Here is a 20,162-nt window from a genome sequence, read left to right on the forward strand (position 1 = left end):
TCATCTATCTTTGAATAGGAGGAAGACAGATTGAGCAACAGAAGTTTGGTATGGTTGCTTTTCATTGCATTGATTCTTGGTGGAACGGCAGCCGGCCTTTATATGAATGGAACCTCTGCAGCTGGTCAGAGCTCAACCGTCATGGCTCCCCAAGCTACGGATGATATGTCATCCATGGATCATAGTGCGCATGGCACATCTACAAATGTAACGGAGGAGGAAACACCTGTACCAAGTTCCACTCCGACTGCTATCGTACCTACACCGACATCGCCCGTTACTCCAGGGCCAGAAAACACGACTGCCCCTTCAAGTGAGCCTACGGCGCTGGAACCAAAAGAGGGCCAGCCGGTAAAAGGGTTTTCTCTCACAGCCATGAACCGTACTTTGACCATTGCTGAAGGGATAACGCTGCCTCTATGGACATTTAATGGCACCGTTCCAGGGCAGGAAATTAGAGTCACACAAGGGGATTTTGTGGTTGTTACCTTGAAGAATGAACTGGAGGAGCCGGTATCCATTCACTGGCACGGGTACCCGGTCACCTCAGAGGCGGATGGCGTTCCCGGGGTGACACAGAAGGCAGTGAACCCTGGAGAAACCTTCACATACCGCTTCTCGGCCGATATACCGGGAACCTACTGGTATCATTCTCATCAGGAAAGCTCCAAGCAAGTAGATAAAGGACTTTACGGCGCACTGATCGTGGAACCCAAAACAGAGCCTAAACCGGATCAAGATGTGACTCTCCTCTTAGACGAATGGATGGAAGAGCAGGAAACCTCCAGCCACAGCGCTCATGGCTCTTCATCTCAAGCGATAAGCGAAGAAGAGATGATGGCCACGATGTATAACATTTACACGGTTAATGGGAAATCGGGTTCTTTAATCGATCCCTTGACGACCAAGGTAGGGGATACGGTTCGCTTACGTTTGATAAATGCCGGGTATCGCTCGCACGCCATTCATATTCCCGGAGAATTTAAAGTTGTCAGCTCAGATGGTCAGGATATAGCTGAACCAGGAGTACTGAATAACCAAATGGTTACGGTGGCGCCAGGAGAACGGTACGATATAGAAATGACCATCAAGACTAAAGAAGACTTTACGCTGGATGCACATGACAATAATTTGTATAACGATCAGTTGGTGATTCCGGTCAAAGTTGCCGGAAGTAATGGAGTAACCAGCAAGATTCAGCATGAAAATATACCGGTTTTCAATTTGCTTCAATATGGAAAACAGGTAAATACGGATCTGCGAACAGTAAGTTCCTTTGCAGTGGAGTATACCGCCATTTTGAATTCTAAAATGAATGGGAATGAGCAACAGTACACGATCAATGATCAGGTGTTCAAGGATCTTCCTGCGCTTCAGGTCAAGACGGGGGATTATGTTAAATTGACGCTTCAAAATGATGATACAGTAGACCATCCCATTCATATCCATGGCCATTTTGCTCAAGTGATCGAGCGAAATGGGGAACTGGTCAGTGGTACGATTATGAAAGATACCGTGCTGGTCAAACCAGGGGAAAAGGTTGTTTTGATCTTCAAAGCAGACAATCCTGGTAACTGGTTGATTCACTGTCATGAGCTTCATCATGCAGCGGGAGGAATGGTTCAGAAATTGATCTATACGGATTACAAGTCCACCTACACGCCGAGTTCCTCTGAAGGGAATAAACCTGAATAAAAGAGTGATTCATAAATATTCCCCCATAAACAGTGAAGAGGGTGTAAGAACTTTAGTAAGTTCTTGCACCCTCTGCTTCATTCACCATCTAAAAAGAACCCCACTAACTTGGCATGATACGGATTTGTGATCTGAAAAGGGGGTGTATTCGTGCCGCTTTTATCAGGGGCGGTTTTTTCTGCAAATTCTAGTTCTCCACATTCTAGTACAGAAGAATCACTGGATGGGGGGTGTGCACCCTGGTTTACCGTCACTTCATTTGTTATATTGCAGCTGGAATGACTTCGAGTTACAGCATCAGGAACATCTTTGATAAGCTGTAGCAACCAACTGGTTAATAGCTGCTTGGTGAAGGGATGTTGAATCCATTCCAGGTGGTCTTTTCCAAGATACTCCGGTAGTGGAATCGTCACACTCGGCTTTGTCACAGCTATGGATCGTTCAATGGATTCGATGAATATAGCTGCGATTTTACTTTGAAAAAGGGACTTATCCAAATGCTCCAGGTCAACAAGAAAGTCAATAACTCTCTGGGAAGTGTGTTCGGGTAGATGAATCGTTAGCTTGCGCTCCACTGCCTGCGATCTGGAAATCTCCATGTCTTGTTCCCTAATTGGCGGTGTATTGCTCATTCTTAACTTTCAGGTACACTTTCAGTAATTTGAAATACGCTCTAGCGATCATCCAAATTGAATCTTTTGTACTGACAAACCGCAGCGGATAATCTTCCTCAAGCTCGTTGATTCTCTCGATGTACGGTCTTAAAAGCAAAGATCCACCGCCAATTTGATACGAAACTCGAATACTGGGGGCCTTGTTCCACGTGCTCCGGATCAGTTTATACTCCTCACGAGCGATTTTCATCAGCACTTCATCGACAATGGACTGAATACCGGTACGTTTACCTCGAAACCAAACGTGATACCGTTCTTCTTCATTCTCAGTGGTTATGACTTCAATGAGCTGCTGACGATTTATGAAACGGTACCCCGTTTCTGTGTATACGCGATCCATGATTTCATCCAAATAAGGAGAGACTCCTTCTTTGATCCCGTCCGAATGAATATTGTCTACTGCTCCATCCTCTAAAATGATTGCCGCATCAGTCGATAGTCCGCCAATATCGTTAATTAATACGTTCATATGAGTGAGTTCTTCATTGCGAACCGAACCGTCATCATGAGTCGTTAAATCAATCAAAGCAACATGTCCTTCAATATTGACCAGTACTTCTTCAAAATGAATGCGTATTGTTCTACCACCAATGGTCGGCGTAATATGGAAACGGACCTCATGAGTACCCGATTTCAGTTTTTGTTTGAAAAGCTTGCGTTTACCACGTTTTGCTTCACTTAGTGGAAGTCCCGTGGATAAATAATAAGTCACTTCAGTAACGCCATTTTGATTTGGAGAAGCCATTGCAGCATCATAAGCTAACGCGGTTAACAACATTACAATGGGCTGGTCGGCTTCTGATTTATCACTAATCGTAGTCAATTCGTCGTTATGATCATATCCGCCGGCGAGATGACCTACCGCATAAACACCTTGTCCCCGTTTCAATGCGTCAGAAATGATCTCAACATGAAGCCCATCCAATGGGTGTTTCTCAAGCTCCACTATGTTTCGGGAAAGACCGATTTCGGCGATAACGTTGGGAATAAGGAGCTCGTTCTCTAATTTTTCGAAGTAAGCTTTTAATGAGTCATTGCCGATATCCACTGCTGCTTGCCGGATAACCATCGTTGTTTTCCTCCTTATGTACCTTTAGCGATTGGTTTTCAAATCGTTTTGATCATTAAAAAAATGACGCATTACATACGCTTGAGTAATAGGATTGTCTTTTAGTCCCTCATTGGAGTGTTGCTGTGGTTGAATGGGCTGGTCTTCCGTTAAAATAGGTGAAGTTGTGGAGAAAGCGGTTAATGTAAATAATCGGGCTATTCCCATGAATACCACAATAGCTGTCAATAGAATGAGCAAAAGGAGACACAGAAGAAGGAGTTCCGAAAAAAAGGCGTTCAAGTTCAAATGACCATCTCCTTTAGTACGATCCGTTTAACCATCAGCATACAACTCACTCCCTTTGGCACAAGTTTTTATCAGATTTAGGCAAATTATGCCATAAAAATATGTTGAAATGATGTAGATATGAAGAAGATTTCACTTCTTCAATTGCTTATCGTTTTTTCTGTAAAATAGAAAAGTTCACGATTCACGCATGCTTTCAACATACATTCCACATACTCAAACTTTAAAATAAAAATATAAATTAAAGAAACTTTCATAGGAGGATTTCAAATGGAATGGTCTACATTACTCGTGCTGGTATGTCCTGTCATGATGATTGTTATGATGTTTACAATGAAAGGGGGACACTCTCACGGCTCCCCAAATCATCGTGTTGCAGCTGAAAGCCTGCATGACCAGTTGGTCGATCTGAAAGCTGAAAATGAGCGAATTAGCAAAGAACTGCAGAGTTTTAAAAAATAGATGGACAGAATATGCCGTAAGCGAGTATCGCTTACGGCATTCTAATGTTGAACTGTTCACTCATCTACACATTTTCAACACATTAATTTTGTAATATTAAAAAAACAGATAAATTTGAGGTGAATGTTCAGTGTCGAAACTCCAGGTATTAATTGTAGATGATGAATGGAATATGAGAAATTTGCTGCGGATTTATTTAATGAAAGAAGGTTTTGCGATTAAAGAAGCATCCACGGGGCAAGAAGCCTTGGCGCTGGTCCAAGCCCATTCCTTTGATGTCATTATTCTAGATGTTATGTTGCCCGATATGGATGGTTGGCAAATCTGTAAGCGTATCAGAGAACTTGTGAAAACGCCGGTATTATTCCTGTCAGCGCGAACTGAGACTAAAGATAAGATAAAAGGTTTGGGTATCGGAGCGGATGATTACTTGACCAAGCCATTCGATTCAGAAGAATTACTGGCTCGAATTTTCTCGCTGATTCGTAGATCAGTGATGAACCAGGAGGTAATTCCTCAACCGTCGCGCATGCTTCATTATCCAGATCTTGTAATCATACCTGAAGCCCGTGAAGTCCGGATTTGTGATGAATATGTAGAATTTACTCAAAAGGAATTCGATTTATTGGTGTCTTTTGCGCAGAATATCCAAAAAGCATTTACAAGAGAAGAATTAGTGGAACGGCTATGGGGCTATGATTTTGAAGGTGAGTTCAGAGTCGTCGATACGCATATCAAAAACATCAGAGAAAAGATGCATTTGGCCGGCTTGAAATATAACCCGATCCAAACGGTATGGGGGGTTGGCTATAAGTTTTATGTTCCGGGAGATGCCAATGAAAAATAACCGTATCGGCTTAAAATTAGGATTTGTTATTATCACGGTGTTTCTAATCGTATTGGTGTTTCTGGGCTTTACTATAGACCGTTTATTCACAAGTTTTTATATCGATCGGATGCGTACGGAGAATGAGGAATTGGGTTCTCATTTTGCGGTCATGGCCCAATCGGATAGTACTTCTGGTGAAATGATGAAAACTTTTGCAGAATTCTCGAACGTCAGTATTTTTAACGTCAATGCCAATAGTGATGTAATTCTACACTCAGGAACGCATGACTCTTCCGATCGAAAGATAATTCGAAGCTCGGATCTGGAAAGAATCTTTGCAGGAAAGAAAGTCAATTTCTTATATACCGAACCTTCCGGAATTCGTTACTTTGTTTCCGGACAACCAATCTATGTGAAAGACGTAGCGACCTCCGCCCTTTATGTCATGTCTTCAACCGAGAAAATGGAACAGTCATTACTTGCGGTCCGTAATCTTTTGATCTTGTCAGGGATTGGCGCTTTTTTATTGGCTCTCGGTATTACATGGATAATAGCCCAGTATTTATCCCGGCCTTTACTTAAAATGCAACAGGCCACACGGAAGATCGCTGCAGGGGACTTGGAAACACGTCTTGATATTAACAGCAATGATGAAATGGGCAGCTTGGCGCATGCAATCAACGATCTTGCTGTGGATCTTCAGCGATATCGGGATACAAGGCAAGAGTTTTTCGCTAATATTTCTCATGAACTCCGGACACCGATCACCTATTTGGAAGGCTACTCTCAGGTTCTCCAACAGGAACTTTATGAAACCGTAGAGGAGAAAAACAAGTATCTGGGAATCATTCATGACGAAGCGTTACGTTTGCAGCACTTAGTTGAGGACCTTTTTGATTTATCGAAAATGGAAGAAGGGAAGATTAATCTTGAGCTGGACTGGGTGAATATGTCTGATTTAACGCAGCAGGCGGTGCGAAAAGTGGAGCTCAAGGCAAGAGAAAAAAGCCTTAGCCTGAAATACAAGGAAAACGGTATGATGAAAAAGATTCGCGGAGATAAAAAGCGGATGGAGCAAATAATCCTTAATCTTTTGGAGAATGCAGTCCGTTATACCGAAAAAGGCGAAATTAACGTCTCTCTCTCATATACCAGCAGTGCTTTTCTCCTGGTCGTGGAGGATTCAGGGATTGGCATTCCAAAAGACAAAATCCCATACATTTTTGAACGCTTTTATCGTGTAGAAAAGTCTAGATCACGCCAATATGGAGGAACGGGCTTAGGACTGTCCATAGTGAAAAAACTGGTTGAACTGCAGGGCGGGGAAATTACAGTAACAAGTGAAGTAGACAAAGGCACACGGTTTGAAATTCAGTTTTACCAGCAGCCATGACGTTAGGAGGCAGGCTAATGAAAAAAGTGGAATGGCTAATTGCTGTTCTTTTGATCGGAATGGGTATAAGTTGCATGACGATATCCGCGGTATCCTTTCAAAGTCCCATAATACAAGCAAGTGGGATCATAAAATTGGTAACATGTTTTGTTTTATCGGGTTATTGAGTTTCGTTTCTTTAAGGATTTATAAAGCTCGAAAAAAACATTGAGACAAAGACTTTCTATTCGCAAAATTGCAAAACTCAATTTTTTCACAAAAACCACATCAAATCTTCATACTTTCAGGTTAATTGAAGATAGCTACACCTCATTCAAACACTGAAAGGAGAAGTTTATTTCATGACACAAGAACAGTTACAGGAGTGCATTGATGAATGTCTACGTTGTATGCAGGCTTGCAATTACTGCTACAAATCTTGTTTGGAGGAAGAATCCGTTGATATGATGAAGGATTGCATCCGTCTCGACCGAGAGTGTGCGGATATTTGTGCCTTTACTGCTCAGGCCTTGACTCAACACAGCACCTATTCCACGGAGCTGTGCAGACTGTGTGCTGATGCTTGTGAACGTTGTGGTAATGAATGCAGTAAACACCATCATTCGGCTCATTGCCAGAAATGTGCTGAGGCCTGTTTCCGATGTGCGGAGGTTTGCCGTAAGATGATCGCTTAACTTAACATTTGACTTTAAATGAATCAGATGAGCAAGGTTGTTATGTTTCCGTTGCTCATCTGATGTCAAAAGGACAGGAAAGGGTATAAGGAGAGTATGGATGGGTAGGGAGACTCAAACGATTAAGAGACGATATGACCGAATAGCTCCGCTTTTTCATCGTGTGGATGGAAAAATGATGAGGAGTTGGCGCAAAGATCTGTTAAGCGGCCTAAGTGGGAATGTACTCGAGGTAGGCATAGGAACAGGTGCTAATCTTTCCTATTATCCACCCGCCGTTCGCTTAACCGGGATTGATTTTAGCCCAAAGATGCTACAGTATGCCGAACAACGCGCAAAGGAACTGAAGATCGACGTTACTTTAATGGAGATGGATGTTCAAAATTTAACTTTTGAAGACCAGACATTCGACTACATAGTAGCGACTTGTGTGTTTTGTTCTGTCCCCGATCCGGTTCAGGGCATGAGAGAAATGAAGCGAGTGTGTAATAAAGAAGGGGAGATCAGGCTGTTAGAACACATGAGGAGTGAGCAGCCGATGGTTGGGAAATTAATGGATCTGCTTAATCCCCTAACAGTTCGTATCAGCGGGGCCAACATTAACCGGTATACGTTAAAGAATGTGGAATCTGCCGGCTTGATCATACAAAAAAGCGAGCCTTTATGTACAACCATTGTAAGACGATTGCTCTTGAGGCCGTAATCAACCGACTTCCCACGTCAATGGTATGAAATCTGTTTCGTTGGAGACGATAATGCATACGCGTTAGTCTGCATAAATTTCACAATTCACCTATGAAGGAGTGTTATTGATATGAAAAAAGGTTTGTTCATTTTAGCTACAGCGCTGGTGGTCGTCATCAGTGGCTGTGGAAATACCGCAAATAACGGAAATGAAGCGTCCAATACACCCAGTAACGCTGCATCCAGCATGAATCATTCAGAGATGGAACATGAGAATATGACAAGTGAAGTGCCTGAAGGATTAAAAGAAGCCGCTAATCCGGAGTATAAGGTCGGCGATCAAGTCATTATTACCGAGGGACACATGGCCGGGATGAAGGGGGCTACCGCAACCATTGTAGGGGCTTATGACACTAATGTCTACGCGGTATCGTATACACCCACTACCGGAGGAGATCCGGTTACCGATCATAAATGGGTTATCCAGCAAGATTTAAAAGATGCAGGAGACCAGTTTTATGCGCCTGGCACAGAAGTGGTGCTTAACGTTGATCATATGCCTGGTATGAAAGGGGCTACCGCAACTGTAGATACAGGTGAGCAAACAACCGTATACATGGTTGACTATACCCCGACAACAGGCGGAGAGCCAGTAAGAAATCACAAATGGGTAACCGGTGATGAGTTAAAAGCGAAGTAAACGAAGATGAAAAAAGCAGCCTCCAGGGGCTGCTTTCTTTTTTAATAAATAGAGGAATCTTGCAAAAATTGACGTAAATTACCGATGGAATAGGTGGATGAATGATATAATAATATTGGATTTTCGAAAAAATACATGAGGAATACAGGGGAATAGCATTACAAGGGGGATCAAAGTATGATTAGGGAGATTGCCGTTAAAAATGTGGCTACCTATAGTAGTGAGGGTGTACTTTACAGTGACCTGAAAAAAATTAACTATTTTTACGGCTCGAATGGCAGTGGGAAAACAACCTTATCTAATGTTCTTAAACAAATTGAACTTTATGCTGATAGTAGGATATCCTGGGTTTCCCAGCCATTAAAAACAGTGGTGTATAACCAAAAGTTTGTCGAGGAAAATTTCCACCAAGATTCAGATATCAAAGGTATCTTTACTTTGGGAAGAGAATCAACAGAGATTAAACAAACCATCCGAGACAAAAAAGACTTAGTTGATAAAGTAGTTGAGGAAATTCGTCGGTTAAGTTCTAATCTAGAGGTCAAACAAAAAGAGTCTAAACAAAACGATGATGAGTTTACCGACGATTGTTGGAAATTAAAGCGGAAATATGACGATATCTTTTCAGTGGCCTTTTCGGGTTTAAGAAACAATAGAATAAACTTTATGAAAAGATGTAAGCAAGCACCGACAGGCGGACTAATATGTGCTCTAGCAGACCTCCAAGCGCGTGTACAGAAATTGTTTAATGGTTCAAATGAGAAGCTACCTTTCTTGAAAAGATTAAAATAGAGCATCTGTCTGCGGTATGCAATCACCGGATTTTTCAGACCCCTATTATCGGTAAACAGGAAGTCGATATTGCTGTTCTTATATCCAAGCTAGCGATTAGTGACTGGGTTAAACAAGGACATACACATGTTTCTGAAGCGGAAGGAGTGTGCCCCTTTTGCCAACAACAACTTCCTGAGGGATTTACTGAAAAACTCAATGATTACTTTAATGAACATTACGAAAAAGAGATGATTGAACTCCAAGATCAAGTTGAACACTATAAACGGTGTTATCATTATCTTGAAAATCAAGTGCAAGAGTTATTATTGACCGACAAGAAAAATACATATTTGAATCTCGATCTCATTTCGCAACAATATGAACTGATCCTTTCGAAAAATGCACATAATTTGGACTTGTTCCAGCAGAAGCAAACTCATCCCAGTCATCCAATCGAACTGTTAACTATTGCGGCTTTCGTCGATGTGATCAATGAAGAAATCGTCCGAGCGAATGAACAAATTCAGCAGCATAATACTTTTATAGAGAACCGAGTGGATGAAGGGAATAAATTGATAACCCAGATTTGGGATTTTATCTGGAGTGAGAATCAGCAAAATCATGAGAAATATGTTCGTATAGATTATAGAACAGGACGAGCAATCGACAACCTTTCTGCAACATTAGCTCAAAAGAAGAATGAAAGAGTCGCATTAGAATCCGAAATTCACAGGCTGGAGGCTCAGATTACGAGTGTAATCCCCTCTGTAAACGAAATGAATCGGTTACTGAGGGCCTATCATTTTACTAATTTCAAATTCGCTCATACACAAAGTCAAGGAAATTATCGGTTAATCCGATCAAATGGTGAGGACGTTAATCAAACATTAAGTGAAGGCGAGAAAACGTTTGTTACCTTTCTTTATTTTATGCACTTATTAAACGGTAGCAATAACAGTGATTTAATTACGGAGAATAAAGTTGTTGTGATTGATGACCCCATTTCAAGCTTGGACAGTAACGTATTGTTTATCGTAAGCAATCTGATTTCCAAACTTATAGAAGATGTACGCAACGAAGAAAGTAATATCATTCAGTTGTTTCTTCTAACGCATAATGTCTATTTTCACAAGGAAATTACGTTTTCAAAAAACCGGCCCAAAAATGGCGCTAGGATGGCGGATGAGACATTTTGGATTATCCGAAAATGGAATGATGTAACCGAATCAACCCCGTATAACAGCAACCCGATTAAAAGCTCGTATGAGTTAATGTGGCAGGAATTAAAGTCAGCCAATCACAGCTCTTCCATCACCGTTCAGAATTTGATTCGTAGAATCATTGAAAATTATTTTAAAATCTATGGTAATTACAGCGATCAGGACATTATTGATAGATTCGAGGAGGATGAGAAGGTCATATGTAAATCCTTAATCTCCTGGGCCAATGATGGTTCTCACTTTGCAGGAGATGATTTGTATATCGAGCACCCGATGGATACAGTCAGCAAGTACTTACGGGTATTTGAAAAGATATTTGTGGTTACACATCATCATGCCCATTATAAAATGATGATGGGAATTGAAGAATCTCTGGGATCGGCTTTGGAACAAACACAGGTATCGTAATCGAAAACGTAATATCAATTAAACGACATATACGGGATTAGAAGACGAGGAGGAAGTAACTACTCGTCTTTTTATATACACCAAAGATATTGAAATATATTACAAAAACGTTACTATTGTTTCAGACAAAGAATGATATTGAGTGGTTATTATAAAGCAAAAATATGGAGAAACAATGAAGAAAGTACGTAGAAAATACGTTGATAGTTAAATTTTTAGAAGGATTGACAGGTGGCCTACTATCTATTAAAGTGTTAATAGTTACAAAATATTAATAAGTTGCCGAATTTCAGCGTTGAAAACGGGGGAACCATTTTTTGGGTGAATTATTCTTGCATGAAAGGGAATATAGGGAACCTTTAACCGAATCCTCAGCTAACTCCGTAGGCATTGAAGGGAGAACAAGTTTCTGAAGAAAGTCATCGTATCCATGTTGGCAGCCTCATTTATATTTGCTTCTGCAGCACCAGGTACATATGCTAGCGAGGTAACCTTGGACAGTGTTGTGAATCGGGTCGTAGGAACCCCTTATCTTTATGGAGGAACCACAACTTCAGGCTTTGATTGTTCCGGATTTATTCTATATGTACTTAAGAAGTTCAATGTAGATGACCTTCCGCGCACTTCTCAATCGCAGGCTAAAACTGGCATTCCTGTAGCCAAAGATGATTTACGTGAGGGTGACCTCGTCTTTTTTAACACATTTGGTTCTGGAATTTCGCATGCGGGCATTTACGTAGGTGATAACAAGTTCGCTCACTCTTCCAGCAGTAAGGGCGTAAGAATCAGCAATTGCTGAATAGAATAAGCCTCTATAATCAGAGCTGGCAACTTTCCAAGCATAGTTGCTAATCCAAAAGTGACCCAGCTAACACGACTAACGGAACTCGATATATTAACCAATCCTGAAGGGATAAACGGGAGTATTCTTAAAGCAAGAATAAGAAAGAATGCTTCATAACCAGAAGTTTGTTGAAGTCTCTTCAAATATTTATTCTCATTTTTTAAACCTCCTATTAAGGACAAGACCCCCCTGCGATAGAGAACAAAGCTAATAATTGCCCCGAGCACTTCTCCGAAAAAGGAAATAATCATTCCGTTAAGAAAACCGAAAAAGGTGATGTTAGCTCCTGTGAGAAATACACTAGGGATGAATGCAAAAATGCTTATTAATATATTTAAAACCAAACTTAAAATAATGGCGAAATAACCACTTTCACCTAACAATTCAACGATGTGCGTAGTCATACAAAATCCGTTCCTTTTTTATTTGAGATAACCTGAGCTCATTATAACAGGTAAATAAAAAGCTAAACATAGATCTCCTAATTCTACGTTTAGCCAAATATATGTGCTTATGGAATAGTTCATTTTTTATTTAAGAAAGTTATAGGATCGCATCTATATCATCAGTTGAATTAGGCTTCACTTCAATAATCATTCGCAGAGGTAAGCAAATGATAGATTGTCTTGGTCTTGATATTAAACCAAAGCTAAAACAGATTTTTTGCGGACAGTCCGATTCAATTACTTCGATCCCTCTATCATGAACTTTGAGTATATCGTATCCTCTTTTTGTTTGAATCTTGATAATTTGGGGCTCATCTGTGAGTTCTACCTCTTTATATAGTTTATTATTTATACGTATACTTGCATAAGTACCGGTATCGGGCTGATCCTTTCTAAGCAACTCTACTCCTAAAAGAGTCAGGGCTATTAGCAAAATACATGTGATAAGAATTAAATCCGCTTTCTTAATACCAATTTTCTTCATCATCTTGTTCATCTCCAGCTTAACAGATAGTCTCATAGTATCTGAAAATAGTGTGTAAACTATGTGGAGGTATTTATAACAAGTAATTTTTTTTGAAATTAGTAAACCGTGTTTAAAAAGAGCGCCTCAACTAAGGAGCTCTTTTCGTTTTATCCCAACTTTTCTTCACTGTTCTGAGCAACTTGTCTTCTGAAGTGCTTCCTAAGCAATGATGTAGCTCGAATAGTCGGTGGACAAGAACATAGTCCTATCAGATCTCGCCCTAGCGGGGTTTTCTGTTTAAAGATCAAGTTCTTGTCCTTTTCTTTGGACCGATATAGAAAAATGGAAACTGTTATCACTTTCCAATAACCAACAAATACATGCTTCAGTTAGCGTACTTAATATAATGGGGAAATCTCCGCAATTCCCTCGGTTACCGGTTCTGGCTATTCTGCAAACACCTGAATAAGCTGATTCTACTTGTTGATAGATAAAAGGCATCCAGTGATGATTTGACTTAATATTGCTTCTTATTCTTCTTCCACTTATGAATAACGACTGCTTCACTAAGCAGCCTCATTAAATGCGTTGTATCTCCACGATTACACATGGTAGATTAATCCATTGTTTTGTCGATATAATGTAAGTATATAGAGTATTATTACTTTAGGGGGCATGTTATGGCGCAATATGCATTTTTCAAATTTATCGAGAATTGGGAGCAACTTACTCAAAGTGGTGTTCTTGAAGAAATGAATGAGCATCGATTTATAAGATTAGATGCTGAAGTTATCAAAACTAGTGAAATTGCTAAGATAAAATCTTTAAGTATTCCTCTCATTTGCCCAATTTGCGAAGAACGGATGTATTTTAATAAAGGATATCTCAGGATAAAAGATGACGCGCAATATCAAAATAAAAGTCCCTACTTTTATCATTCAAATAAAAATGCTTGTCATTTTGCAGAATCATTACCACATGCGCTAACTAAACGTTTTTTGTTTACTAAATTAAAGGACGCTGGATATGTGGTAAAAGAAGAGTATCGGCATATTGTTGAAGGAAAGAGAGTAAGAGCTGATGTTGCCGCATTTGCTGGGGAAGACGGAACCCCCACACTAAAGCTCGTTGTAGAGGTACAAGCTTCTTCAGGTCTCCTAGCCACACTGACCAAGAAAATAAATGCCTACTATACTGAAGGAGTTCCGACAGCATGGGTTTTACTGTTAGATAATTTCTTCACAGGTTATACAGGAACTACAAATAGCATTTTTAATCCCTTAACCGGTGAGTATGAATCTAAACCCTTAGAACCTGGTGATGAAAATTACTTTGTAGTTACAGGTAAGGACAGTAAAATCTTCACCTTACTAATGAACGAATATGGCTATGTATTAGCAATTAACTATAAGGGGCATGTTTATTTAATTCGGCGAGACCCACAAAACGAACATCGGAGAATGTCTGCAATCCTACGAGAACAGCACTGGACTTCCCATGATGACGTGTATAAAATAACGAGGGTTGCTGACAAAGATATCGTGCCTACCATTAGACTAACCCCCCTTAAACGATTTCAGAAGCATGAAGAGATAGAAACTACGAACGGTGTCCCAGCAGGAAATTATGACACTGGTATACACCAGATCCAAGGTCTTGAAGAGAATAGCTTAGAAGAAATACCTTTTGCCCATGATTTTGTATTTGAGATCGAAGAGCTCTTAGGTGAAGAAGCCAATAAAGCACTCAATCCATTGTTGTTAATCAAGGAAACTTGGAATGCTCAAGAGAAAGCTAGGAACGACTTATTACAGGAGATCGTGGAAGAAACGCGCTTAGCTGAAGAAGAGGAGAGAAGATTGACAGAAATCAAGCGAAGTATCTCCGAAGCAGCTGTAAAGAGTGAGTCTCATGAATCCTTAACTGAGGATGAGAAATTCGTTTTAGCACATAATGATTTTATCAAAAGAATGAAAGAAGAAGAAAAATCCTACATCGATCACCTTCTTCGTGGATTAGACGAGGACTTATCGGAAAAAGGGCTCAACGATTCTCAAGGTAATGCAGGAAAGCAACATCCTAAAAACAAGGTACTGGATGAAATTGAGGAATTGTTACCTTTACACGGTATGAAGCTAGAAAATCCTATGGATATTTACGGATTGAACCAAATCGAGGTCTTGGAGTTCTTAGATTTTATTGTTGGTCGTGCTTCAAAACGACCATCGATTGATATCATACAAAGTCAGGAAACTATTTGGGAATCCTATGTCTCATTAGCACCAAGCAAGCGTCCACAACTTGAACGTAATCTATTTAAGAATGGACTTCCTACTTGGTTTATGGACCTTAAATTTCCTTTTGACCGAAAGCAAATAGAAATCCAAAAAAAGAACAAGCGAGGAAGTAGTCATTTGAAGCCCAGATCGATTAAAAATCCCAGCTGGGAAGAGCAGATGGGATTTGATTATTAGTGCGTATGTAATAAAAAAAGCAATTCTAAATAAGAAAGGAAGAGGGACTATAAGTAGCCACCCAGGTAAATATGTGCGTCAAACGATTATTCCTTTCGAAATATCTGATGTAGAAGCCGCTAAACGATTAGGGATAGATCTGTCATTATTATCTGATCTTCTTAATGGCGATTCATCATTAACTCCCGATTTGGCAGTTCGCATGGAGAACACATTTGGCGCAAACAGTAAGCTATTAATTGAAATGCAGGCCTCTTACGATCAACAGGAATGTGCGATAAATGGGAAGGTTAAGGACATCTCGACATTTGTTCCCAATTTCTTGACAATCAAAGCAAGGCAAATAGAAGAATGGGCCGAGCGAAACCTAGAAGCCAGAAGTCTGCTTCCTGTACTGTTGAGAAAATTGGTGCACTCAACTGGCAACGGACTAATCAAGGTTAATTTCCCGGGTTACGACAACTCGCAACGTAGGGGTTCCGATGGCTTCGTCCAAGCTAATGCTGCAACGCCTTGGATTCCTAGTGGTAATTCATATTGGGAGTTTGGGACCGATAAAGATCCATTGGTAAAGGCAAGGAAGGATTTTGATGCTCGGTTAGGTTCTATTGACTCTAATATAAGAAAACAAAGCACATATGTTTTTGTAACGCCTCGAAATTGGCCCGATTCAAAAAAGTGGGAGACAGAAAAAAATGCGGCTGGGGAGTGGAAACATGTCAGGGTATTTGATTCAAACGATCTTGAACAATGGTTAGAACACTCTGTGCCGGCGCAGATTTGGCTTGCGGAACAACTTAACCTAACGACTAGTGGTTATGAGACGTTGAATCAAGCATGGAACCGCTGGGCAAATGCTAGCGATCCCCATCTTACGCCTGCATTATTTGCTCCTTCGATTGCTTTGCATCGAGACGCCTTTAAGAATTGGCTTGAAAAACCTAGCAATAATCCGTTTGTTATCACTGCTGATTCTCACATAGAGGCACTAGCTTTTTTGGCATGCTTATTCGATGATAAAGAACTGAGTACTTATAAGGATTTATCGGCGGTTTTCACTTCTCCAGATGCCCTAAAAGTCCTCGTTTCTTCAGCGTTAACATTTATACCAATCGTTTATTCTGACGCTGCAGAGTCCGAACTTATAGATACCTACCGCCGGCTTCATTGTATATTATACCGCCCTCGCAATGTCGTTGATATCAATCCTGATGTCAAACTTGACTTACTTAGTCATGAGACTTTCAAAGAAGCATTAACCTCAATGGGAATTACAGATAGCGATATTGATCGGTTGGGTAGGGAATCGGGACGATCACCAACGATTCTACGCCGGCGCCTTTCAAACAATGCTGCAATCCGTAAACCGGATTGGGCGCGTAATAATAACGTAGCAAAGTCACTTGTACCCATGGTATTAATCGGTGCCTGGCACTCTAAACCAGAGGGTGATCAAAGAATATTATCAAGTATAGCGGATCAAAGTTATGAAACAATTGAAGATGATATAGCTTTATTGCTTAAGTTAGAGGATAGTCCGGTATGGTCAGTAGGTGAATATCGAGGTGTAGCTTCAAAACTTGACGCAATGTTTGCAATTGCCCATGTCATGACTGCTGCAGATCTTAATCGCTTCTTCATCGCTGCTGAATACGTATTAGTAGAGATAAATCCCGCCTTAGAGTTGCCTGAGAAAGATCGGTGGGCTGCCTCACTTTACAACAAAACACGCTCCCATTCAAGTGCACTGCGTACAGGCATCTGTGAAACACTTGTCCTCTTATCAGTTCATGGAAATAATCTGTTTTATAGTCGACTAGGTCTTAATGTAGAATATCAAGTTATCACATTAGTCCGAAAGCTATTAACGCCTCTGACATTAGAAAAGCTACTCTCGCATAGTGACGATCTTCCTCGTTATGCAGAGGCAGCTCCAGAAGAATTCATGCATATCGTAGAGATGGACTTAAAACACAGTGCCCCCGTTATAATTGATCTTCTCAAGCCTGTTGATACCAGCATATTTGGGGTTAGCCCTGCACGAACCGGACTTCTCTGGGGCTTGGAATCCCTTGCATGGAGCCCGAAAAATTTATGGCGTGTAGCGGCAATATTGGCTCAGCTCTCTAAGGTGAAAATAGAAGATAATTGGGTAAACAAACCCATAAATAGCCTGCATGCAATTTTCAGGGCTTGGATGCCCCAAACAGCCGCACCTGTGGAACAGAGGTTGAAGGTACTAGAAAATATTATTAAACGTTATCCGGATATAGGTTGGGAGATCTGCATCGACCAAATTGAACCCGGTTCCCATATAGGAGGCTATAGCTATAAACCCAACTGGCGCGGTGATGCATCAGGTGCCGGGCAAGTTGTTACGCATAAAGAAAGATATACCTTTAACCGAAAAGCTTTGGATATTTTAATAGCTTGGCCATCTCATGACGAGGAGACACTCGGGGATCTGATTAAATGTCTTCAAGGAATTCCCAAGGAAGATCAGAATAAAATTTGGGATCTAATTGATTCATGGGCAAAAAACTCTAATGAAAACGCCAAAGCCATATTGCGTGAATACATACGACAGTATGCTTTTACTCGAGTAAGCCGCAAGCGAAAGCTTAGTGAAATAGCACGTGATCGTGCTCGTCAATCATACGATCTCCTTCAACCAGAAAATCCGATTATTCGGTATGCCTGGCTGTTTGCTGATCAATGGATACTCGAATCAAATGATGAAATCGAAGATGAAAACTACGATTTTGCAAAACATGAAGAGCAAATTAGCCGTTTGCGCCAGGAGGCTATCAAAGAAATTTGGAACAAATTTGGTTTTGAAGGAGTTAGACAGCTCATTATAGATAGCAATGCTTCTATCGTTATCGGACAATATGCAACATCCGTTGTCACAGAAGTCCAGGAACAAAAGGGATTCATTAAGCAATTACTTTCACTAAACGAGGATTATCAAATAAAAACCGATTGGAGCCTAAGAGGATTTTTGTTGGGGATAAAAGATGATATACGCAATGAGTTACTACGACTTACAGCCCAAGAATTATCTACTAATCATCGAGAGAGATTATTCCTAAATGCACCTTTTGAAAGATCGACTTGGTGTCTCCTGGAAGGAAATGAAGGACTTCATGCAGCTTATTGGAAAAATGTTTTTCCCGTCTGGGGAAATCATTCTCCTGATCATTACAATGAGATCGTTGATTGTCTTTTGGTTGCACAGCGCCCTCGAGCAGCTTTTCATGCTATCCATATGAATTTTAAATATATTGATACATCTCGGCTTATACGGCTATTGTATACCATTGGTAATGATGATAATGAACCAGCAGGTCCATATAGATTAAGTGGATACCATATCTCTAAGGCATTAAGTTCTCTTGATCGACGATCAGAAGTAACTGTCGAAGAAATGGCACGTTTAGAGTTTAAGTTTATTGACATTCTCAGTGATGAAGAACACGAAATTCCGAATCTTGAACATTTAATTTCCACATCACCACTATTATTTGTTCAAGCTATGGTACTTTGCTTCAAAAGAAGAGGAGAAGGAGAGGACCCGAAAGAATGGGTAATCGAAGACTCGGCACAGCGATCTTTACTTGCATCAGTAGCTTATCGCCTGCTCGAGCAGATTAAAATGATACCTGGCACTAACGAAGATGGTGAAATTGATGTTGTTGCATTAAAAGCATGGGTTGCCGAGGTTAGACATCTATGTGGTGTTTATGGTCGTACCGAAATTGGAGAACAGTACGTTGGACAATTGCTTTCAAGGGGACCTGAAAAACACGGATTATGGCCGTGCAAAGAAATATGCGAGGCGATGGAGGAGTTTTCATCTTCCGGAATTCGAACAGGCTTTCGTATTGGGATAATGAATTCTCGAGGTGTTGTATGGCGCGACGAAGGTGGAAAACAAGAACGAGAACTAGCCACTAAGTATCATGAATTGGCAGAACGTATATATTTTGACTATCCCTTTGTCGGGAGAGTTCTCGAAGATGTAGCTGAAGCATACGAACACGAAGCCAAATGGCAGGACACAGAAGCAGATGTTCTAAAAAGAATTGAGTAATAGTAATGTTCATTAAGTGTTTATTATCAAAAAGAAAGCTCCTCAACCGATGAGCTTTCTTTTCTGTTCACCCTAACTTTTCTTCACTATTCTGAGCAACTTGTCTTGGCTTTGATTTGCTCTTACTCATTTTAACACTTTTCTGAAGCGCCTCCAGTAAGTCAATAACTACCTCAGCTTCTTGTGTTGGTTTAGAGATGATCTGTTGACCAGCAATCTTAGACTGTATAGCTGCTTGTAGTCTTTCTTGTTCAGGATTGGAGAGAGAGGCTATATCCGATTTACCTGACATCCCCTTAACTATCTGTAAGGCCAGCTTCAGTTGGTTTTCATCAATCGAAGTACTGTTTGATAAGTTTGGGACATTAGTGATCGGTCTAATCTCATTAGCGTAATGCATGGTGGCCAGTTGAATGCAATTCCCATTAAGAGGTTTCATTACACATAGTTTCGTATTTGAGCGAAGAGTAAGTTTGCCTATTGCCAATCGTTTAGAAGTCTCAAGAGCCTTTAGAAATAAGAAGTACGCATTACTTCCATGGGTATCCGGACCAAGGAAATAAGTTTTCTGAGTAAACATCAGGTCAATCTGATCCTCTTTAATAAAATCAATGATGTTAATTCTTTTGCTGGATTCATCTTGAATTTTATCCAATTCTTCTTTTTCAAAAGTTACATACTGATTTGTATCAATTGGATAGCCCTTGATAATTGCCTCCTGTTCTACGGAAGTACCACAAGAGGGACAAAACCTCTGATTTTTAATTGATCCATGGCAATTACGATGAAGCAATTGAAGAGCAATCTCTTTCTCTTCGGTTGCTGCATAGAGTTTGACGGGTACATGTACGAGCCCAAAGCTGATGGCACCCTTCCATATGGTATGCATAGAAAATCCCTCCTAATATTTATTAGGAATTCATTCCCATATTTATAAACAAATAAACCGCAATCCAGGGCGAGGCTACG

18 protein-coding genes and 1 riboswitch are annotated in these 20,162 nt (G+C 40.5%); of the genes, 12 read left to right on the forward strand and 6 right to left on the reverse strand.

All coding sequences use genetic code 11. The features are described from left to right. Nucleotides 1-30 precede the first annotated feature (30 nt). A complete protein-coding gene (locus AC4G46_RS17165) occupies nucleotides 31-1,695 on the forward strand; it encodes a multicopper oxidase domain-containing protein (protein ID WP_491123798.1) in 1,665 nt (554 codons plus the stop codon). A 77-nt stretch (nucleotides 1,696-1,772) separates the two neighbouring features. Here AC4G46_RS17165 and AC4G46_RS17170 read toward each other — a convergent pair whose 3' ends face one another. The 3 genes from AC4G46_RS17170 to AC4G46_RS17180 are packed head-to-tail and all read right to left on the reverse strand — an operon-like array spanning nucleotide 1,773 to nucleotide 3,726. Continuing rightward, nucleotides 1,773-2,327, reverse strand: a complete 555-nt coding sequence (locus AC4G46_RS17170) for a hypothetical protein (RefSeq protein WP_491129028.1) — start codon at nucleotides 2,325-2,327, stop codon at nucleotides 1,773-1,775. Next, on the reverse strand, nucleotides 2,305-3,438 hold the full coding sequence (locus AC4G46_RS17175; RefSeq protein WP_491123799.1) for an Alp7A family actin-like protein: 1,134 nt from the start codon (nucleotides 3,436-3,438) through the stop codon (nucleotides 2,305-2,307). The genes AC4G46_RS17170 and AC4G46_RS17175 overlap by 23 nt, the downstream gene beginning before the upstream one ends. 24 nt (nucleotides 3,439-3,462) lie before the next feature. Next, nucleotides 3,463-3,726 (reverse strand): hypothetical protein, encoded by a 264-nt coding sequence (locus AC4G46_RS17180; RefSeq protein WP_491123800.1) that lies wholly within the window; start codon nucleotides 3,724-3,726, stop codon nucleotides 3,463-3,465. Nucleotides 3,727-3,996: 270 nt separating this feature from the next. Between AC4G46_RS17180 and AC4G46_RS17185 the strand changes: the two genes are divergently transcribed. From AC4G46_RS17185 to AC4G46_RS17225, 9 genes are all read left to right on the forward strand, one after another. Next, complete coding sequence (locus AC4G46_RS17185) at nucleotides 3,997-4,188, forward strand: DUF2933 domain-containing protein (RefSeq protein ID WP_068723298.1); 192 nt, start codon at nucleotides 3,997-3,999, stop codon at nucleotides 4,186-4,188. Between the two features lie 130 nt (nucleotides 4,189-4,318). After that, a complete protein-coding gene (locus AC4G46_RS17190; RefSeq protein ID WP_068723296.1) occupies nucleotides 4,319-5,035 on the forward strand; it encodes a response regulator transcription factor in 717 nt (238 codons plus the stop codon). Then, the gene (locus AC4G46_RS17195; protein WP_491123801.1) at nucleotides 5,025-6,410 is read left to right on the forward strand and encodes a sensor histidine kinase; all 1,386 of its coding nucleotides are present in this window, start codon (nucleotides 5,025-5,027) and stop codon (nucleotides 6,408-6,410) included. Before AC4G46_RS17190 ends, AC4G46_RS17195 begins: the two co-directional genes overlap by 11 nt. A gap of 341 nt (nucleotides 6,411-6,751) precedes the next feature. Continuing rightward, entirely contained in the window at nucleotides 6,752-7,084 is a 333-nt protein-coding gene (locus AC4G46_RS17200) for a four-helix bundle copper-binding protein (RefSeq protein WP_082707807.1), read from the forward strand. Between the two features lie 100 nt (nucleotides 7,085-7,184). Beyond that, nucleotides 7,185-7,787, forward strand: a complete 603-nt coding sequence (locus AC4G46_RS17205; protein ID WP_491123802.1) for a class I SAM-dependent methyltransferase — start codon at nucleotides 7,185-7,187, stop codon at nucleotides 7,785-7,787. Nucleotides 7,788-7,898: 111 nt separating this feature from the next. Continuing rightward, nucleotides 7,899-8,468: a YdhK family protein gene (locus AC4G46_RS17210; RefSeq protein ID WP_491123803.1), complete on the forward strand. Its 570-nt coding sequence runs from the start codon at nucleotides 7,899-7,901 to the stop codon at nucleotides 8,466-8,468. 177 nt (nucleotides 8,469-8,645) lie between these two features. Next, a complete protein-coding gene (locus tag AC4G46_RS17215; protein ID WP_491123804.1) occupies nucleotides 8,646-9,260 on the forward strand; it encodes an AAA family ATPase in 615 nt (204 codons plus the stop codon). Between the two features lie 5 nt (nucleotides 9,261-9,265). After that, the gene (locus AC4G46_RS17220) at nucleotides 9,266-10,870 is read left to right on the forward strand and encodes an AAA family ATPase (protein WP_491128908.1); all 1,605 of its coding nucleotides are present in this window, start codon (nucleotides 9,266-9,268) and stop codon (nucleotides 10,868-10,870) included. 270 nt (nucleotides 10,871-11,140) lie between these two features. Next, nucleotides 11,141-11,275: riboswitch (cyclic di-AMP (ydaO/yuaA leader) on the forward strand. A 25-nt stretch (nucleotides 11,276-11,300) separates the two neighbouring features. Further along, entirely contained in the window at nucleotides 11,301-11,669 is a 369-nt protein-coding gene (locus tag AC4G46_RS17225; RefSeq protein WP_491123805.1) for a C40 family peptidase, read from the forward strand. On the opposite strand, the gene AC4G46_RS17230 is transcribed toward AC4G46_RS17225, so the two are convergent. Next, nucleotides 11,627-12,118, reverse strand: a complete 492-nt coding sequence (locus tag AC4G46_RS17230) for a TVP38/TMEM64 family protein (protein WP_491123806.1) — start codon at nucleotides 12,116-12,118, stop codon at nucleotides 11,627-11,629. The two genes, AC4G46_RS17225 and AC4G46_RS17230, sit on opposite strands and share 43 nt — an antisense overlap. Before the next feature lie 139 nt (nucleotides 12,119-12,257). Continuing rightward, nucleotides 12,258-12,647, reverse strand: coding sequence for a NusG domain II-containing protein (locus tag AC4G46_RS17235; protein ID WP_491123807.1), 390 nt, complete (start codon nucleotides 12,645-12,647; stop codon nucleotides 12,258-12,260). A gap of 659 nt (nucleotides 12,648-13,306) precedes the next feature. On the opposite strand from AC4G46_RS17235, the gene AC4G46_RS17240 reads away from it, so the two are divergent. Together AC4G46_RS17240 and AC4G46_RS17245 are read left to right on the forward strand one after the other, a co-directional pair. Continuing rightward, the gene (locus AC4G46_RS17240) at nucleotides 13,307-15,100 is read left to right on the forward strand and encodes a hypothetical protein (protein ID WP_491123808.1); all 1,794 of its coding nucleotides are present in this window, start codon (nucleotides 13,307-13,309) and stop codon (nucleotides 15,098-15,100) included. After that, nucleotides 15,090-19,193, forward strand: a complete 4,104-nt coding sequence (locus AC4G46_RS17245) for a HigA family addiction module antitoxin (protein WP_491123809.1) — start codon at nucleotides 15,090-15,092, stop codon at nucleotides 19,191-19,193. Before AC4G46_RS17240 ends, AC4G46_RS17245 begins: the two co-directional genes overlap by 11 nt. A gap of 67 nt (nucleotides 19,194-19,260) precedes the next feature. Here AC4G46_RS17245 and ku read toward each other — a convergent pair whose 3' ends face one another. Then, entirely contained in the window at nucleotides 19,261-20,082 is an 822-nt protein-coding gene (ku, locus tag AC4G46_RS17250; protein ID WP_491123810.1) for a non-homologous end joining protein Ku, read from the reverse strand. Nucleotides 20,083-20,162: the final 80 nt, after the last annotated feature.

This window comes from Paenibacillus sp. fava2, assembly GCF_058313675.1.

Excerpts from the sequence above, each read along its gene's own strand:
- AC4G46_RS17170 (WP_491129028.1), bottom strand. The coding sequence starts at position 2,327 with ATGAGCAATACACCGCCAATTAGGGAACAAGACATGGAGATTTCCAGA.
- AC4G46_RS17175 (WP_491123799.1), bottom strand. The coding sequence starts at position 3,438 with ATGGTTATCCGGCAAGCAGCAGTGGATATCGGCAATGACTCATTAAAA.
- AC4G46_RS17185 (WP_068723298.1), top strand. The coding sequence starts at position 3,997 with ATGGAATGGTCTACATTACTCGTGCTGGTATGTCCTGTCATGATGATT.
- AC4G46_RS17195 (WP_491123801.1), top strand. The coding sequence starts at position 5,025 with ATGAAAAATAACCGTATCGGCTTAAAATTAGGATTTGTTATTATCACG.
- AC4G46_RS17200 (WP_082707807.1), top strand. The coding sequence starts at position 6,752 with ATGACACAAGAACAGTTACAGGAGTGCATTGATGAATGTCTACGTTGT.
- AC4G46_RS17205 (WP_491123802.1), top strand. The coding sequence starts at position 7,185 with ATGGGTAGGGAGACTCAAACGATTAAGAGACGATATGACCGAATAGCT.
- AC4G46_RS17210 (WP_491123803.1), top strand. The coding sequence starts at position 7,899 with ATGAAAAAAGGTTTGTTCATTTTAGCTACAGCGCTGGTGGTCGTCATC.
- AC4G46_RS17215 (WP_491123804.1), top strand. The coding sequence starts at position 8,646 with ATGATTAGGGAGATTGCCGTTAAAAATGTGGCTACCTATAGTAGTGAG.
- AC4G46_RS17225 (WP_491123805.1), top strand. The coding sequence starts at position 11,301 with ATGTTGGCAGCCTCATTTATATTTGCTTCTGCAGCACCAGGTACATAT.
- AC4G46_RS17230 (WP_491123806.1), bottom strand. The coding sequence starts at position 12,118 with ATGACTACGCACATCGTTGAATTGTTAGGTGAAAGTGGTTATTTCGCC.
- AC4G46_RS17235 (WP_491123807.1), bottom strand. The coding sequence starts at position 12,647 with ATGATGAAGAAAATTGGTATTAAGAAAGCGGATTTAATTCTTATCACA.
- AC4G46_RS17240 (WP_491123808.1), top strand. The coding sequence starts at position 13,307 with ATGGCGCAATATGCATTTTTCAAATTTATCGAGAATTGGGAGCAACTT.
- ku (WP_491123810.1), bottom strand. The coding sequence starts at position 20,082 with ATGCATACCATATGGAAGGGTGCCATCAGCTTTGGGCTCGTACATGTA.